A 15,672-nucleotide genomic window follows, 5' to 3' on the forward strand; every position below is an offset into this window, starting at 1 on the left:
GAGTTGAGTTATTTCGCGGCTTATTGCTCATATTGCTGCTCATGTTTTTGCTCATAATCGTCTTCCTTCTCATAGTCATTCACATTGCCATAATCAATGATTCTAATAGAAGGTTGATACGCCTCATCCTTAATACTGTCTAGTGACTCATTACCCAACAACACATCCTCACTATCGTAATCAATACGTGCAGCATAGGCTTGATTCAATTTATCTTTTCGGTCTTGGATTTTTTTAATCCACGCATTGCCATCTACGCTGGCAGGCGACTGTTTTGAAAAAGGCTGTCCAAATGACTGCTGATATAGCTCACTTAAAGGGTGAGATTTAAAGCCACGCTCATCGTATCGAGTCTGACTTAATAGCGTGGTTGTCGCCCCCATAAAATCACCTCCAGTCAACAAGCTTGACTGAGAGGCTATTAACTTTCCACGGCTATCAAAGTAATAATAATTACTTTGGTTGAAGGACAAAGGAGCCACTGCTTCGATTAGCTGAAATAAAGACCCTAAGTCACCGCTTTGGAATTTTTTATTGGTTTGTTGCCAATTCTCCAAAGCTACTTTAATAAAGTTTGAGTTTGGATATAAGTCAGGTCGTAAATCGACATAGTCTTGCAGTGTGTCAGACATATGTTTTAGAGTGATGCCTAACAACTTACCGGTCTGTTTAGCGTCTAAGTTGAGCTTTACTGCTGAATGGGCCTCAACTTTCTTCGCATAAGCGTCGTTAGAGATGTCTAAAGCGGTAAAGTTTGCCGTTTCAAGCTCACTCAGGCTATAACCAATGGCTGAAATAAAAGCATCGTATATCACTGAGGGAGGAACTTGATCAATGATGTCCTGTGGCAGTTTAAAGGCCACGGTGGTAGCTTCAAGCTCTTCAGGCAAAGGAGCATGCTCGGGAGATATTATTGCCACTAATGGTAACAAAGCACTAGGGTCTAAAGTCAGCTCAGAGCGGTTGAAGTCCAGCGCTAAAGGCAACTGTATCGAATAGTAAGTTGTGGGCGAAGCAAAGTCATAGCTATAGACCATACTAAGTTTCTTATTAACTGGGTCAAACTCACTAATTTTATTTAAACTCATGTTTTGATTGAAATAATAATTGGTAGCTTCAATCTGTGCTGGCGTGCGGTTGTACCACTCGTATAAGGTGTCTATTAGTTGCTGATAACTCGTATCCTCTTCGTACTCGTCATACGGATTATCACTTTCATAGACATTAGAATCCTCATACTCATCGGCATCATAATTTTTATAGTCATAATTTTCATCATGATCTTCATCATAATCTGACTCAATAAAAACAGCCTTTTCAGAACTACCCTCTTCTTGCCTATAAGCATCAGACTTTTCCCAATTCTCTTCATCAGAGGCTTCTTGTATCGCTATATCCAAAACAGTCTTATAGGCACTTTGTGAGCCCCCATCAATACTGCCCTTTTTAATAAAAGGTGAGTCATGTTTTAGAGTTTGACTAACCGACACGTGAGGCGTTACTAGATGATTGGTTATTGCCGTTAAAAGTCTCGATTTAGCTTCTTCGTCACTGTTAATACCTGAATCGGTGCTAAATTGATTTTGATAAGCTTGCTGGTCACGTTGAGTGTTTTTTTGATAATCAACTGAGGAGATTAATGAGCCAGCTTGTAGGGTAGAATTTGGGGCAAACTGAGTTGATGATGATTGACAGCCCATGAGTGCCAGAAAGCTACTTGAGACCATTATCAAGGCAATCTTAGGAGAGCTCTGCGATACTTCAGAGGAGGCAAACTTTATTTTCATGATACGTAACTGTTCCTGAGGGGTGAGTTTTAGAGTTGCACTAGCAAAGGTCTGGCTACTCAATCTGTTAAATTATAGTATTTAATTACAAGCATTTAACTAAAGATTGAATAAATATTTTCAGGTGCCTATGCTGTCATGACTAGATAGTCTTCAAACGAATTACGTGGCTCTATAACAATTAAGTTATATTAGCACAATTAACTAAATACATTTAGTTGATGAACGTCTTGCTAAGCAATACTTTTTGGAATATATTTAAAAACTGCATTAATTACTCATAAAAGGACTTACGATGACTTGCTACTTTGGATTTGAACCTACAGACAAGCTAGCAGATATGATTGTTGAAGCCGAGCACATTATTGACTCTGGCAAAGATGTATCCTACTACCCTTTACGTAATGATATTGCACAACAAATTGGACGTGAACTGTTAGACAATATGTTGGTTAATTTGATTAGTGTCATTCCAGATCCAGAACGTCAAGAAAAAATGCGCGGTATCGTCAATAAAATTGAAGGCGCCACCGAAACTATGCTGAATATTTTGTTGGGTAAAGATTCTAACAAAGAAGTTATCCCTAACTTTGAATATATGAAAAACGAAACTGTATTTGAGGATAATTCAGGCAATACTCGTGTTGGTTTTAAGATGGATGATGCCTCTGCCAAAACCATTCTAGAGGGTTTCGATGCAGTTACACCAGAATCTGTCGATAAAGAGAAATTGGTTAAAGCATTATTTGCTATGAATCATGCAGTTGTGGATCACTTTATTACTCGCTTTTCAGAAACCCTACCTTTGGGTCTAATTAAACGTAAATCTGTACCCGTGGCCAAAGCAGGAATTAACAAAGCTCTTGAAATGGCAATTAATAAATTGCTTCCTCAGTTACCAACAGAGTCGTTAAACCGTTTGGTAGGTTTTTATCGTCCTTTCATTATTGAAAAATAAACCATTTATTGCGTATTGGTAAAGATTGACAGGGCAAACGCATACTTTTAAAAAACATTAATATTTTCAGTAACTTATAAACTTAGAAAATAAAAATCTAAACTCATAACTATCTGATTTTAAATAGAATTCCTAAAAGTGTGCGTTTGCCCTGTAAAGATTGATAAAAAATGGATAACAGGGTTGGCTGAAATTGGCCAATCCTGTTAAAATAGATACTTTTACCACTGCGTGTACACCGACTATGAGCCAAATTAGCAATAAAGAAATTGAACAAACCCTCCGTAATTCAGAATGTTTGATTAGTAGTATTGAGGTGGCAGCTGCTTATGAACGTTTGGCTGCCCAGCTAAATTTACATTATGCCGGTCTGAACCCTATTGTTATGGTTGTTATGAATGGTGGTTTGATTCCAGCAGGTCAATTATTAACTCATCTTACTTTCTACCATCGTATGCACTATATCCACGCTTCTCGTTATCGTGAAAATGAAGGCACTAACGAACTAGTTTGGAAATTTAAGCCAGATGTCGACATTTCTGGAGAGCATGTGCTTTTGGTTGATGATATCTTTGATGAAGGCATTACTCTAAAAGCTATCGTAGAAGAGCTGAAAAAAGAGAACCCTAAATCTGTTGATTGCTGTGTATTATTAAACAAAGTACATGACCGTAAAGTAGAGGATTTCAAAGTAGACTTCGTCGGTCTAGATGTTGATGATCGTTACGTTTATGGCTGTGGTATGGATTTCCATGGTTACTTACGTCATCTTCCAGGTATCTATGCTATCAAAGAAGACAAACTCCCTTAATTAAAACTGTTAAATTGGAAACCTATTTAATTATACAGATTAATTAAATAGCTTTTTCTAACGAGAAAAGCACCTAATCGCTAGGTGCTTTTTTTGTGTCCAAACTTAGTAGCTCTAGCCAATCTACCCTTTTTGCTGAAACTGTAAGGCGAGCCCTGTGTAGCGTTGCGTTGGAGTTTGCACTGCTTTTTGTAGGGCACGTTTGGTGCTATAAATACTTACCTTTTGTTTAGCACGAGTCACGGCTGTATAAATCAGTTCCTTGCTAAGTAATCGACTGTTACTGTTATCAAAGGTAATAGCGATATGATCAAATTCTGAACCTTGCGACTTGTGAATGGTCATCGCATACGCGGTGGCAATCAGCTCATCATTAAGTAAATTGACTGCAATACCTTGAGTTTTATTTTCAAAGAATACTTCTAAGCGACTACCCTCACCTTTTTGTTGCGTCTGCAAACAAATACCGACGTCTCCATTAAATAAACCCAACTCATAGTTGTTTTGTAGCACCATGACTGGTCTGCCATGAAACCAAGGACTTTTACCCAAAGGCAACTTGAGTTGCGTCATATGCCAGCGGGTCAGATAGTCGTTGATATTATGATCGCCCCACTCGCCATTATGTCCTGCGGTTAAGATACGGAAGCGATTAAACTCACTCATAAGATCTGAGATAGTGAGACTTACTGTTTCTGGTACGGATTTTGCTATTGGATTTTTTATTAGTAGATTAATTTTGTTTAAGTATTGGGTGTAATTTTGGGTGATTTTTGAGAGTATTTTTTTACTACTTAGGCTATTTTTTAATTGAGCATTAGAAACGGATGTGTCTAAATCTTCGGCATAAATATCGCTAGCGTCAGCATTGATACCTTGAATATTAACGCTTTGGAACTGTAATGCCTCGTCATAGTTTAATAATTGCCAGACCTGCTGCATATCTGCTGGGCTCTTGTTAATCTCCGCAGCCAACTTACCAATACCTGAATCGGCATGGAAACGGCGGCTCTCTGTCAGCTGAGCATGGATTGGTTGCAACACATCGATACGGCACAAATCAGCGAGCACTGCCCCAGCGTCTACTGCAGCCAGCTGATTAGCATCTCCTAACAAGATTAGTCGAGCGCCAGGCTTAATAGCACTAACCAGATAGTTGGCCAACTCTACCCCAAGCATTGAGGCTTCATCGACAATAATGATATCTTCACCCAAAGGGTTGCCAGCGTGATAGCGTGGTCTACCATCTCTGCCAATGCCTAACAAGCGGTGAATAGTCTTGGCTTCTTGCAACTGTACTTCGACTTGAGCACTGTCTAGAGCCGCCTGCAATGACTCTTGCATACGCTGAGCTGCCTTACCCGTTGGCGCCGATAGAGCAAGCCCTGCGCTGTCTGTGCTAAATCGAATCGTAGCGCTCTCCCCCAATGCTTGCTGTGCATCACTATCTGCTTGAGCCTGCTGTAACGCAATAACCAACTGTGCCACAGTATAAGTTTTACCCGTGCCTGGTCCGCCAGTGATAATGCTAAAGGCATTCTCATTAGCGACTTTAACCGCCTGAACCTGTTGAGCATTGAGATTATCAGGGATATTGATATCTAACGGCTTAATCGGCTGATTTAGGATGTTTTGTATGGTCTTAGCGAGGTTAAACTCAGCTTGCCAGGTGCGGTGTAGCCAAAAAGTTACTTCGGTATTTCGCTCTGAGTGATTGTTTTGATATATATTATTTTGATAGATAATGGGGCTTTGTTTTGAAATTAGATTTTTTTTTCTTAGGCTATTTTCTTTTGCTAGAGATGCTAATGATAACTGAGCAAATAAAGGCTGCTGCTCAATATGTTGCATAAATTTGCTTAGGCTATTTATTGTGCTTTGTTGATTCAATCCACATGTCTCATTATCATTTTGCATTAAGTCATATAGCTGCTGAACCAATTTAAAACGCTCAACCAACTGCGCTTTGTTGCTATTTGATAGGTTTAACTGTAACCACAGTTGCGTGCCACGGGTAATCAAAATATTAAGCAAGTTAAAGATAGAGTCGCTGTCTTCAGGTTGTGTTAGTTCATCTTGATGATCGCCCTCTACTTGTGTCACAGCCGCCAGAGCCGTATCGCTATCAATCAAATCAAACAAAGGCGCTGCCAGACTTTGTAAAATATCTCGTTGCCAAGCATAAAGCGTAGCAACCTTTCCCTCTACCCTGCCCTGTAAAGCCAGTTCCATATCGTCTTGACGCAGGGTTAGCACGGTATGCCCCTCTTCCAATTGCTTAGCAAGCACCATAAACAGTGATTTAAATAGATAACTATCAGCCTCTACCAAGTTTGTTGAGGCGTTAGTAACATTCGGCTGTACATAGGCTGAATAAGTCTGAGCTCGGCGCTGCAAAATATAGTCACTAATAGTGCTCGCCCAGCTCTCTTGAACGCGCGTATTTGCAGTATTATTATTGGTTTTCATTAAGTTATCAGACCTATAAACAAGTAAAAAGTTAAACAGTAACCGTTTGGATTTAGTGAGTTAGTGAGCTAACAGTCAATCAAGCTACTGCGGCTTACCAAACAGCTTATCCAATGCTTTCACAAATTCTATGGGAATATCCCAAGTGACCAGCCCATAGCGGATATGATTATTCGTGCTTTGAGTTTCTGCTAAATGCTGATAAGTACCTCGTAAAAATACATATTCAACCGGGCCTAAGTATTTGGCTTCGTTGCCTTTATAATCAGCGATACGCATTGATAAGAAGCGGTGTAGTGCGACTTGGTAAATCGCTGCTTGTAGCCAATAGCCTGCCTTACTCATGGCTACTTTAAGAGTAGCTTCATCATAATTGCTTAGGCTATTTCCTAAAAAGTTACTTTTATAATCGACCACATAAAACTTGCCAGCATGCTCATATACCAAGTCAATCTCACCACGCAGATAACGGTATAATTGGCTACTACTTTGGGCAGTTAAACGGATATGTTTGTCAGTCTCATGGGGCAAATGCTTCTCAAACAGGGTGTTAATCTGCTGCGCTTTAAAGGTTTCAGACAATCCCATATTAAAGCCCATCTCTGCAAAACGCTGCTTAGGTGAGATATCTACTAGCTTCTGCCCTGAAGCCAATAATGGTGTGTGTAAAATCTCATTAATCCATGTCATTAATGCCTGATGCTGAAGTCCTCTCTCATCGATATGATAAGTTTTGTTGTTAGCCCCTTGTCTCCCGCCTTCTAAAATACGCTTCTGATGCGCCACACTGGCATACGCTAAGGGTAACTGATAGCCACTGACGGCTCTGTCTATCACCGCAGGCCATTGATTAGGATCGGTAAAATGTATCTTCTCAAATATCTCATGCAAAAACGTACCGGCATTGGCACCTTTGACAAAACTAAAGCGAATGTCATCTACTGCTTTAACGGGTAGTCCTTGATCCTCTATCTGCGCCTTTAAAGCGCCATCTGCCTCGCTAATATCGATATAAGTGGCATCATCGATACGCTCATCGACCACAGCCATTGCTTGTGTGGATTCATCTAATTGACGGGCGAGCGCGGTAAAGCTGGTTTTGGCCCAACCATAAAAGTAATCGACTCGCATCACATTGGAAAAATCATCATATTTGATAGGCTCTAGGTTCGGTTGAGTAAGGGTGGCCTCAGTACTGTCAGTTAAGTTATGCGTTTTGCTGTTAGCATAGCTGTCTTCATAAAACTCATGTACTTTTTGGCCGCGTACCATACCTATCGTATTTTTGAGTCTATCAGGCAATTCAAACTTCGGCTCTGGTGAATCAAACCAATAAAACACTGGCTTTAGATCGAACCCAGTCTTATCTTTAGGGTCTCGCAGCACCACGTAAAGCAGCTCACTGGCACGGGTGAAAGCCACGTACCCTAGACGACGAAACTCCTCAAAATCTTCTTGAGTCTCGATATCTGTGTAATAGCCTGGTGTGGTAGCTGAGTCTTTTACCGGTGAAAAACGGCGCTGATTACCAGAAGACTTTTGAACTAGAGCATTAGGTGCTTGCTGAGCATTATACAAGTACAAGCCATAGTCTTCCTTATTTCCCGACTTGCGACTGGCACTGCCCATACCCAGTACATAGACAATAGGAAACTCAAGTCCCTTTGACTTATGAATGGTCATTAACTGCACACCAGACTCTGTAGGCAGTGGGTATTGCTTGGCCCAATCACTGTTAGGTGCAGCATCAATGTTTTCCCTAAACCACGCCAGCAGCTCATGCTCGCCCATGCCTATACCATACTGCGCCAAGATATCCATCACATGACGCAAATCCATGATATGTCGATCACCTTCAGGGTGTGCTGCCAATGCCTGCCAGACACCTTGTGACTGTACCGGGCTTTTATCTAGCAAATAATGCATGGCTGATAAGATGCCAAAATTCTGCCAGCGCTGAGCCCCTTCTTTAAGATAGCTAATAAAATCTTGATAGCTTTTTTTGCTAGTATCATCTTGAGTACTAAGGTCAGCAGCAATATTCGTGTTAACGGCTACTTTTGTTGGCGTCTCATCGCTTTGTGCAATGCCTGACTCATGGTCGGTCATCATCGCTTTGACTTCTTTGATAGTCAGGCCATACAGATGGCTGGTCAATACCCGGTTAATCATGTCGTGACGGTATGGATAGAGCATAGCACTGAGCAGAGCAGCCACATCTTCGGCCATAATGGTCTCAAAGATACTAACGTCACTGGTAGTCAGAGTGGGTACATTTAACTTAACCAGTTCATCCTCTACCCGTTTTAAGTCTTTTTTGGCACGTGCCAGCACTCCGATGTCACTGGGCTGAATAGGCTTACCTTTTAAGGTCTGACCGCTGTTTAATAAAGCGGCAATATGGCGGGCGGTGACTTCATGCTCATCGTATTCAAGTTCTTTGTCATAAGGCAGATGCAATACGCTGACAGGCTGGGTAGAGAGTATGTCAGTAACTAAATCTGAGGTAGTTTCTAATAGACTGTTTTGGGCAATAGATTGATTATTATCTAAGTCATTAAACCAAGATAGCTGTTTCTCAAGCTTTGCCGCAGTAATGTGTTGATAATAAATTTGACTGCCTAGCTCGGCAAATTTGTTCTCGCCTGTAGTGGGCATCGGCTTACCAAACCAACAGTTTAAGGCGTCAATGACCCCTTTGTTAGAACGGCGGTTAATATCAAGTGTCCATAGATTTTTTTTATCAAACTGAGCTTTCATATAGTTATAGTTAGCAACATCCCCACCTCGGAAGCCATAAATGGCCTGCTTCGGGTCCCCAACTAATAATAAAAACTCTTGATTGGACTTGGTATTAGTCGACTGGTTATCCTCATTACCTACCTGACTACTTAACTGCTGGCGTTTATTCTTTGGCAGATAAATACTTTCAATCATGATGGCTTGCTCGCCATTGATATCTTGTGACTCATCAATAAGGGCTACTGGATAGTGGTGGCGGATATAACGTGCTAGCTTCTCTCCCTGACGGCCGGTCAATGCCTGATTAAGACGTACCATTTGCAAGCTAAAAGTAGTCTCACCTCGCTCTTCTAAAATTACTGGTAATCTTTCGCGGACTGCCAGTACGATATGACGGTTAAGATTGGCCAATAACAATAAAACATGCTGATTCAAACCCTCTATCTTATCCATAATGGCCAATAACTGGCTTATGGTTTCTAAATCAAACAAGGCTTGATGCTGTTTTTCTTTATTCTTATTAAAGTTTTTTATTTTTCCGTCATCATCGGGGAACTGAGCATCTCTCAATGACCCTAGTAGTTTTTTCGCATCTTCACTTAGGTAGCTTTCAAAATTCAAACCTCTTTCAGCGATCACTTGATGAATTTCAGTAATATGCTCAAACCGAGTGAACAAACTTGATCGACCATTAAATCCTTGTGACTTTCTGTAATCAGGATTTAAATACGGCTGAACATCTATCAAATCAAGCTTAGCAAAATCCTCTAGCAGCCGCTCAAAGCTAGCGAAGTCGAAAGCCTCATTCAACTGTATTTCATCAATAGGCGCAGAAATAAAGTTAAGTGAACGGTTCACATACGATTTATGATCACCAACAGCTGTTAGTTTGCCTTGCTGCTCCATTAGTGCGTATAGCTTAGGCTGCTCGTAATACAAACGGCTTTGAAACTGACGCAGCTCATCATGAATAATGCTATCGGTCACCTGCTCAATACTACTGTCTTCAATAATCGCCATGCCTTGCTGATGACCCGTCTCACTGCTATATTCTGCTAGCCATTTTTGTGCCAGACTATCTAGCGTGCCCACAAACAGTTTATCGAGTGTGGTTAATACCAAGGCGGTGCGGCGAATGGCATCTGTCATCGGATAACTATATACATGATCGAGCAAGTAACCCACTAAATGCAGGTTAATCGGGTCCTGCATGATGTCATTTAGACGGGCATACCCTGCCTGCTCTACTAGCCACTTAGCACGATTCTTTTTAGCAGTGGCTTTTTGCTCTGCTTCTCGCTGCTTGTCATGCGCTAAGTCTTGGTTAAGCTCATCGGCACCAACACTGTCAGCACTTTTAGTATCGTCCTTTGAGTCTGCCTTTTTATCCGCCTGTCGATGATCCTTACTGCTCTCAGGGGCTACCTGCAGGATATCTGGATATAAGTGTTCTTTATTGGCCAAATCGGCACTTAGATTATTAACCCATTGCAACAGTTGATAAAAATCGACCAAGCGATCATGAATACGCTGACGCATTTCTGCTGCTGCCGCCCGAGTAAAGGTAGTGGCAATAATTTGCTCAGGGGCACGTCGCGCCTCAATGAGTAGTCGCAATACGATACCGGTTAAAGTCCAAGTCTTACCTGTGCCCGCTGATGCCTCAATAAGATGGCGACCGCTTAATGCCACATCGACAGCCGGTATTACATCTTTGTTATGCTCCTGGTGCGTCTCATTGGGCATATCGCTGTCATCATGCTCATGCAAGGTTAAGTGCCAACTATCCAACACCTCTTCTGCTTGCTGCTCTAAGTTATTGTTATCAGTCATGTCTGTCATAGGAAGATATACTTTTAATTATTATCTATAAAATCAAGGTCTTATATTATCTACGATTTAGCTTAATTGCTGTAACGTGCTGGTCTAACTGGTTAATCCTTAGCCTTCTAGCCCGTCAAGTGCGTCAAACATAGGGGCATACAAAGGCTGCGCCAAAGCTGTCAAAGAAGTAGCTAATGCTTTAAAGGCGTCTTGATCTCGCAAAATATATTGCCAAATAGCATGCTGCGAGCAGGTGTCATAGACCGCATCTGACATATAGTTAGGGAACAACCACTCTGAGAAATCACCTCGTTTTGGCCAATAGTCAGCGCCCTCATCCTCTTGCGCTTTTAAACAGTTATCCAAATAGCCAAGCGCATACTCTGGTAATAAGGTTAGCGGTATTTGACCAGACAGATTGGCAAAAATGGCCCATTTAACCAGTTCAATGACAGCGTCCTCATAGGTGATTGGGTCCAGTTTAAATGCCGCGGCTTTCTCAAGCTTTTTGGCCTTAGTGCCTGACTTATTAAAGCGCCAAATGCTCATGCCATCATTTAATACCACCTGCTTAGCTGTAGTACGTCTGGCAACCTGCCAATACAGATGCGATAACCAAAACTTGAGCAGATGTCTGGGACTGGCAGAATTGGGTAAGATATTAAACCAGTGTTTAGGCGACTGCTCCGCATATGACACCCCTGCCTTTAAATGCGCACTATCGCCATTAACCTGTATCGGTACAACGCCTTTGATCTTAATCGCTTTGGGTAAAAAAGCTAACAAGGATGCTTGGTCTTTTTGTTGAAATACACTGACCAAGTCCACTTGTATTGGATGTTCCGTAGTGGGCGTGATAATCGGCAGACTTGTATCCGCTTCTTGCACCTCAATGCCGTTAGCAATTAACTGCTCTCGAAAGGTTTGACATTGCTGCTGCAGCTTTTGTTGTTGATTGGGCAAAGTGGTATGGCGTGCTACCCCTGCTGGCATAATGTTTTGGTACATTAAAATTGGTGTGCTTTGAGCCGCTGATTCCTCTAGACTCTCTTCTTTGTCTAAACCTGTCGTTGGCACGGGGTTGGCCAACTCATGAATCAAATAGTCTTTGATCTGGTAAGTAGTCAAGCTATCCAAAAACAGGGGCTCTTGGTGTGCCATCGCCTCCTCACCCTGTACGATATGCACTTCTTGAGCCCGCAAAAAGGCCTTGGCGGGATGACGCACTTGATAGGCAAGCACCCCTTCAACGTCAATTTCACCGATATCAAACAGCACTTGAGCCAAGGCTTTATTCTGTTCATTACAATTCAGCTTAGCATCTATCGACAACAAATCATTTAAAACAGGTAAGTTTTGACTGTCGATATGCCCCAATTGACCCAAGCCAGCACCCAATAACTGAGCGATTGCCTCATAGTGTGCTTTGCTGGGTAAGCTGACCAGCTGAGGATGTTCACTAGAGTCACGAGACTTCAACGTATTAAATACCGCTTGCCATAACGGCGCTGGCGGGAACTGACGTTGCTGCGCCAGTTTGGTTTTTTGCATCGCTCTATCTAGCATGCCCTCTAAAGCATCAAACTCAGAAGACTTATTGTTAGGATCATTCAAAGCATTTGAATCAATTTCACTAGGCCCAGATTCATCATTTTCAGCCTCAAAATAAGACTCATGTATTTCCTGTTCTACCGCTTGCTCAAATAAGCTTTTATCAAACGGCAATGCTGGGTGCTCGGTTACTAGCCACTGTTTGACTAGCTTTGGTAAATGACGTTTTAGGCTTTCGGTAGTCGGGTCTACCGTCTCTGGCAAGCTGTCTAGTGAATTGACCTGCCACTGCACCTCACCTTGTAAGAATTGCAACAGTTCGCTGACAGGGTTCGCCGGCAAATGCTCATGGGTATCGGTTAGACTTTGACCGTTATAAAATATCCAGCAGGCATTGCGCGCACACAACAAAGCATCTAAAAACGCCCCATTGTCATCGTCTTCACTGACTCTATCACCGCGACGTGATAAGGTCGCCTTCATTAAATCATAACGATTGTCACGGTCTCGTGCGGGGAACTCAGATAAGTTCATATTGAGCATAACCACTAAATCAAAGGGCACGTTTCTTAATGCGCCGAAACGGCCGAAGGTAATTACCCCTGTCGGCTCCGCACTCACCTGCTGACTCTCAAGCTCCGCCTCGATACTATCAAGCATAAAGCTCAGCTTTAACGGTAACTGCTCAACTCTTGATAGCCTTTGTTCAACCTCTCGGTTGTCCGTATTATCATTACTGGCATATTGCCGATAATGACGATTAGCGCGCAGGCTCGATTTAAAGCCGTTCATTGCATTATAAATGGCACGCATACTGCGGGTTTGATCCACATCACCAAAATAACGGTGAATCACTTGGCGCTCAATTTGATCGAGCCAATCTTCTGCTTTCAGCTTTTGTTTGTGATCATCGCGTCTCGCCAACAGCCCGCTATAAATGCGGCACAAGGCTTCAATAATCGGCGCATCATTGAGACTAACCTCAGGCAGTGGCAAGCTCATTTCAGCAATCGCAGTACTTGGCCATTGATGCGCTTCAAGCGGATATAAGCAGTCGCTCATTTCAGCTTCTGGCATTATCAGTCCCAAAGTTAATCTATCTAACGCTTGGGCAAAGCTAAAGCGGTAATCAAAATCATTGCCATCTAAGGTTTGCTTAAGATGTAATTCATCAAAACCACGGATGAAACCTGCCTCAACCAATAAGTCACAGCCACAGCTCATCTGATCATGGGTCAAGCCAAAGCTTTCATATAGCGGCGGCAGCATTAGCCAATCTAGCACCTCAGCGGCTTCAAAGCGGGCACTGTCACTGCCTAGCAGTTTATAAAACCCAATAATCGCCTCCCATAACTGACGAATGGAGGCATCGACCACACCGGTGACTTTAGCCGGCAGAGTTAGTCCATCTTGACCTTTTCCATTGACAAAAATTGAGCTAATTAAGGCATGATGTCGATCCACATCGGGCAGCAACACCACTATGTCAGAGATATGACGCTTTTTTGTGCCAGGCGGTAGCGGCTCATTCAGCCAGCGTCCAATCATAATGCGGAGCACCTCAAGTTGACGCTGCAAACTGTGGCATGAATGAATACTTAGGCTATTATCTTGTGAGGACATCGACCACAGGCGATCTTTCTCAAAGCGTTTGTTCTCAAGTACCTCATCTTCATACCAATCAGCTTCTTTAGCCTCATCAGCTTCATCAAAGCTTGGCTCAATTTGCTCGCTAATGGCCTGCGATACCTTAACTGCCGTAGCTTGTTGGGTTGAACGCTCATCAAGCATCAATACATCATTTTGCAGGCGTCTTAATAAGCTGGGGCTATTGTGGGTGCGATAAGAAGCGATATCTTGTTGGTTATAGTCGCTATCAATATCTGCCTCAAAACCAAATTCGTCATCCAACTCCTCAGACAAATCATCTTCGAAATTATCCTGCCAATCCACAACGGCATCTTCATACAACTCGTTACCAGATAGATTGGCAAGCATGGCGAAAGTATCACGAGACTGCTTACCCAGACGTGACAATAGACTATGCCCATAATCACGCAAAAATACACTTTCAGAATTGATAATCTGTTGACGCTGTAGCCACGACTTATCCACGATATCCGCCCAGAATAGCTTAGAGGGGTTATAGTGCAGCAAAGTGATGTCCATGTAACGCGACAAACGTTGTAAGAAATCTAGCTCGGTCTGCGGTAGCTGCTGAATGGTAAAAATACGCAGTACTTTGGGCAACTGGTCTTGCTCGCCCGCATTGTTACTCTCTAATGCTTTCCAAAAGGTTTTTTCTAATTGAGCACGGTATTGATGCACATCAGCGAACAGATGCGACCACAGATAACGCTGAGCGGCTTCCAATTCCACATAGTGCTCTACCAACCATTCTGGTGTACCACGCGCATACTCATCAAAGCGCAAAGACAGCGCATCTTTTTCTGCAATTAACGCATTCACATCAAGCGGTTTATTATCCGACCATAGACTTAACCAATCCTCACGGTGAGTTAAATAGCGGTTAAATACTCGCGCCAAATCACTTACCAGCTGCCAAATACGCGCATCTTGCTGTGCCTTGTCTGGCTCAACGCCTTGTTGAGGCTCATCAATCAATGACGACAGCAGCGGATATACCGGATGCTTATCGTCCTCGACAATAGTCTGCTGATAATAGGTCAGATAGCCAAACAGACGCCACTGCATCACAGTCGGCGACAGCACTGCCACCTCCGGCACGTTAAGGACCGTCGCATCAGGATTATTTTTCAATAGATAAGCATTATGCTGACTGAGTACATCTTGCATCAGTGTCCACTGATATTGACCCCAGAACTTAGTCATTACAAGCGTACTGATACCCGCACGACTGGCAATGGTTTTATCAAGCCAATCGCCTAAGACCATTGACGGTACGATAACCACAAAGGGATCAAAAATAGACTGCTGCACTGATTGATATTCGGCCAGCAGTTCATCGACTAAGTTTTCGGTGCGATGCGATTGGATAATCTTGAACATAGAGAGGCAATCTTTTGTTAAATGAAATTCAAATAAATAAGGTCATAGCAAAGACACGACGGTTATATAAGCATAACTCATTATGGTAAAAATAAAACCATCAAACACCACCATAACGTCAACTACTGTCGCAAAGAGTTGATGCCATTGTGGTTATGACTTTCGTTTTGAATCTCGTCAGAGTTAGAAATCATTGAAACCTATCAAAACAGCGTAGATGAGCGGTTTGCTATAAATATAATGCTAATTCTGACGATGTGTCGGTAAAAGAGAGGTTTGAGTAACTGAATTCTCAAATGATATTGTTGTTTTAAATACAGGCTAAATCTCCTTTGACCTCCTCCCCTCGCTAAACCGAGGGGATTCCTACAGCTAGACGGTCAAGCCCGACCGCAAGGATATTCTTAGCAGCATTGGTATCTCTATCATGCCATGTGCCACACTCAGCACACCTCCATCCTCTTATTCGCAAGCCTGCTCTACCCTTTGGACTACTGTCA

Annotated in this window: 7 protein-coding genes; 2 read left to right on the plus strand and 5 right to left on the minus strand. The window is 42.5% G+C overall.

Annotated elements, in window-relative coordinates; translation table 11 throughout:
- Positions 1-20: 20 nt before the first annotated feature.
- A complete protein-coding gene (locus A1019T_RS02755; RefSeq protein WP_077450318.1) occupies positions 21-1,787 on the minus strand; it encodes a TLD domain-containing protein in 1,767 nt (588 codons plus the stop codon).
- 295 nt (positions 1,788-2,082) lie between these two features.
- On the opposite strand from A1019T_RS02755, the gene A1019T_RS02760 reads away from it, so the two are divergent.
- Positions 2,083-2,745, plus strand: a complete 663-nt coding sequence (locus A1019T_RS02760) for a hypothetical protein (RefSeq protein WP_077450319.1) — start codon at positions 2,083-2,085, stop codon at positions 2,743-2,745.
- Between the two features lie 244 nt (positions 2,746-2,989).
- Positions 2,990-3,556, plus strand: coding sequence for a hypoxanthine-guanine phosphoribosyltransferase (locus tag A1019T_RS02765; protein ID WP_077450320.1), 567 nt, complete (start codon positions 2,990-2,992; stop codon positions 3,554-3,556).
- A gap of 123 nt (positions 3,557-3,679) precedes the next feature.
- On the opposite strand, the gene recD is transcribed toward A1019T_RS02765, so the two are convergent.
- The 4 genes from recD to A1019T_RS02785 all read right to left on the minus strand — a co-directional run.
- Positions 3,680-6,025 (minus strand): exodeoxyribonuclease V subunit alpha, encoded by a 2,346-nt coding sequence (gene recD, locus A1019T_RS02770; RefSeq protein WP_077450321.1) that lies wholly within the window; start codon positions 6,023-6,025, stop codon positions 3,680-3,682.
- 84 nt (positions 6,026-6,109) lie between these two features.
- Complete coding sequence (locus A1019T_RS02775; protein ID WP_077450322.1) at positions 6,110-10,609, minus strand: UvrD-helicase domain-containing protein; 4,500 nt, start codon at positions 10,607-10,609, stop codon at positions 6,110-6,112.
- Between the two features lie 99 nt (positions 10,610-10,708).
- Positions 10,709-15,172 (minus strand): exodeoxyribonuclease V subunit gamma, encoded by a 4,464-nt coding sequence (locus A1019T_RS02780; RefSeq protein ID WP_077450323.1) that lies wholly within the window; start codon positions 15,170-15,172, stop codon positions 10,709-10,711.
- A gap of 349 nt (positions 15,173-15,521) precedes the next feature.
- On the minus strand, positions 15,522-15,672 hold a 151-nt coding region (locus A1019T_RS02785; RefSeq protein ID WP_143514069.1), incomplete at its 5' end, for a zinc ribbon domain-containing protein.

It is taken from the genome of Psychrobacter piechaudii (assembly GCF_900162825.1).
Lineage (GTDB): Bacteria > Pseudomonadota > Gammaproteobacteria > Pseudomonadales > Moraxellaceae > Psychrobacter > Psychrobacter piechaudii.